Annotated in this window: 3 protein-coding genes and 1 pseudogene; all 4 read left to right on the top strand. The window is 33.3% G+C overall.

What is annotated here, in order from left to right; genetic code table 11:
• The coding region (gene cobN / locus F6K27_RS25795) for a cobaltochelatase subunit CobN (protein ID WP_287300932.1) at window positions 1-2,183 on the top strand (2,183 nt) is incomplete at its 5' end.
• Window positions 2,184-2,393: 210 nt separating this feature from the next.
• On the top strand, window positions 2,394-2,495 hold the full coding sequence (locus tag F6K27_RS25800) for a cobaltochelatase subunit CobN (RefSeq protein WP_124145666.1): 102 nt from the start codon (window positions 2,394-2,396) through the stop codon (window positions 2,493-2,495).
• Between the two features lie 127 nt (window positions 2,496-2,622).
• Window positions 2,623-2,802, top strand: a complete 180-nt coding sequence (locus tag F6K27_RS25805) for a cobaltochelatase subunit CobN (RefSeq protein ID WP_287284215.1) — start codon at window positions 2,623-2,625, stop codon at window positions 2,800-2,802.
• Between the two features lie 231 nt (window positions 2,803-3,033).
• Window positions 3,034-3,111: pseudogene (locus F6K27_RS25810) on the top strand (cobaltochelatase subunit CobN); the annotation flags it as partial.
• Between the last annotated feature and the right edge of the window lie 208 nt (window positions 3,112-3,319).

Consider the following 3,319-nt stretch of genomic DNA (forward strand, 5'->3'; position numbering starts at 1 on the left):
AATCTCACCTCCAAAATAGGGATAAATTTCCTATAGAAGTAGAATCTTTGAAGCAAGATTTATCCTTTTTGCCTAAAGATTTAAATTTCTACCAATCTCACCTCCAAAATAGGGATAAATTTTTCATAGAAGTAGAAGCTTTAAACCAAAATTTATCCTTTTTTCCCCAAGATTTAGATTTCTCCGAGTCTCCGTTTCAAAGTAGGGATAAATTTTTCATAGAAGTAGAAGCTTTAAACCAAAATTTATCCTTTTTTCCCCAAGATTTAGATTCCCTTTCACCTTCTTCCAAAAATAGGGATAAGTTTTTCATAGAATTAGAATCTTTGAACCAAGATTTCTGCTTTTTGCTCAAAGATTTAGATTCTCCCCAACTCCCCTTAAAAAAAAGAGAGAAAATTGAAAAGGATGAAAATACTAGATTTTCCGAATTAATCACTAATGCAGATGGCTATCTTTGTGAATTAAAAGAAGCACAAATAAGGGATGGTTTACATATATTTGGACAATGTCCTCAAGAGCGACAACTACGAGATTTAATCATAGCGATCGCTCGTCATCCTAGTACTACTCGTTTGGGTTTGACTCGCGCTTTAGCTGAAGATTTGAATTTGGATTTTGACCCTCTCACAGATGACTTTTCTACAATTATTGATGAGAATTTAATTATGGATGGAAAAGTCTGTCGTACTGTGGGTGATGCTGTGGAGTTACTCGAACAAAAAGCAGCTAATTTAGTCGAAAATTTAATTAACCAAAATCAGATTAACTCTCCCTTCCAACAGACAAATAAAGAATTAGAATGGATTCGTCAAAAACTTCTACCTTCTCTGCAAAAAACAGACCAAGAAATTATCAACTTATTAATAGGATTAGATGGCAAATATATCCCTAGTGGTTCATCTGGCGCTCCTACAAGAGGTAGACCAGACGTTTTACCTACAGGTCGGAATTTTTACTCTGTAGATATTCGCGCCATTCCTACAGAAACTGCTTGGAGAGTAGGACAATTAGCAGCAGAAAATTTAATCGAAAGATACACTCAAGAAAATGGCGAATATCCTCAAACTTTAGGGTTATCAGTATGGGGAACTTCCACGATGCGAACTGGTGGAGATGATATTGCCGAAGCACTTGCTTTATTAGGAGTAAAACCTGTTTGGGATAGACCTTCTCGAAGAGTTATCGACTTTGAAATTTTGCCAATTTCAATATTAGGAAGACCGCGTGTGGATGTAACTTTAAGAATTTCTGGTTTCTTCAGAGATGCTTTTCCTAATATTATCGATTTATTCGACCAAGCTGTTATTGCTGTGGCTAATTTAGATGAACCTGAAACAGAAAATCCTTTAGCTGCTCAAGTTAAAAAAGAAGTCAAATATTGGCAAGAATTAGGATTAACTGAAACTCAGGCAAAAGCACGTTCCCATTATCGAATATTTGGCTCTAAACCAGGAGCTTATGGTGCAGGTTTACAAGGTTTAATCGAATCTCAAAATTGGCAAGATGACCAAGATTTAGCCAGAGCTTATATTAATTGGAGTAGCTATGCTTATACAGGAATTAATAATAGTTATAACCAGGAAACAAGGGCGATAAATTCTCCCGAAGCATTTTCCCAACGTCTCGAACAAATGCAAATAGTTTTGCATAATCAAGACAACAGAGAACATGACTTATTAGACTCCGATGATTATTATCAATTCCAAGGAGGAATGACTGTTGCAGTTCGTGCTTTAACAGGCAAAAATCCTGATACTTATTTTGGAGATAATTCCATGCCAGAAAATCCTAAAGTTCGACAATTAAAAGAACAAATTGCTAGAGTTTATCGTTCCAGAGTAGTTAATCCTAAATGGATAGCTGGAGTAATGCGTCATGGTTATAAAGGAGCATTTGAAATGGCAGCCACAATAGATTATTTATTTGCCTATGATGCTACAGCAAAATGTGTAGAAGATTTTATGTATCAAGGAGTAGCAGAAACTTATATTTTTGATAAAAATGTACAATCATTTATACAAGCAAAAAATCCTTGGGCATTGCGAGATATGGCAGAAAGATTATTAGAAGCAAATCAACGAGGTTTATGGCAGTCAGCTAATCAAAAAATCTTAGATAAATTACAGGCGATCGCTCTAGAGGCAGAAGGAATAATTGAGAATTTAGAATTCAGAATTTAGAATTCAGAATTCATAATTCAGAAGTAACTTGTACCCATAAATAGTTGAAAATTTTATTAGAAAGTCAAGTCAAACTTTGTCATTTTTGCCGAAAAATTAAGGTGGAAAGCTTCTCCTTTCAAGGAGAAAAAAAAATCTTTTAAACAATCCTATTCTGAAAAAGAAGAGGTAATTATTAATTATTAATTGTTAATTATTAATTATTAATTATTGAACCAACCTTGTCATTCAAAAAATTCTTGGGCATTGCGAGATATGGCAGAAAGATTGTTAGAAGCAAGTCAACGAGGTTTCTGGCAGTCAGCTAATTAAAAAATGTTGGAAAAATTGCAGGCGATCGCTCACTTAAGCAATTGAGAATTATGAATTGAGAATTCAGAAGTAATTTGTATGCAGAAATAGTTGAAAATTTTATTAGAAAGTCAAGTCATATTTTGTCATTGTTACCCAACTTTTTCATTCAAAAAATTCTTGGGCATTGCGGGATATGGCAGAAAAATTATTAGAAGTAAATCAACGAGGTTTATGGCAGTCAGCTAATCAAAAAACCTTAGATAAATTACAGGCGATCGCTCTAGAGGCAGAAGGAATAATTGAGAATTTAGAATTCAGAATTTAGAATTCAGAATTCATAATTCAGAAGTAACTTGTACCCATAAATAGTTGAAAATTTTATTAGAAAGTCAAGTCAAACTTTGTCATTTTTGCCGAAAAATTAAGGTGGAAAGCTTCTCCTTTCAAGGAGAAAAAAAAATCTTTTAAACAATCCTATTCTGAAAAAGAAGAGGTAATTATTAATTATTAATTGTTAATTATTAATTATTAATTATTGAACCAACCTTGTCATTCAAAAAATTCTTGGGCATTGCGAGATATGGCAGAAAGATTGTTAGAAGCAAGTCAACGAGGTTTCTGGCAGTCAGCTAATTAAAAAATGTTGGAAAAATTGCAGGCGATCGCTCACTTAAGCAATTGAGAATTATGAATTGAGAATTCAGAAGTAATTTGTATGCAGAAATAGTTGAAAATTTTATTAGAAAGTCAAGTCATATTTTGTCATTGTTACCCAACTTTTTCATTCAAAAAATTCTTGGGCATTGCGGGATATGGCAGAAAAATTATTAGAAGTAAATCAA

This window comes from Okeania sp. SIO2F5 (genome assembly GCF_010692685.1).
In the GTDB taxonomy this organism is placed as follows: Bacteria; Cyanobacteriota; Cyanobacteriia; order Cyanobacteriales; family Microcoleaceae; genus Okeania; species Okeania hirsuta.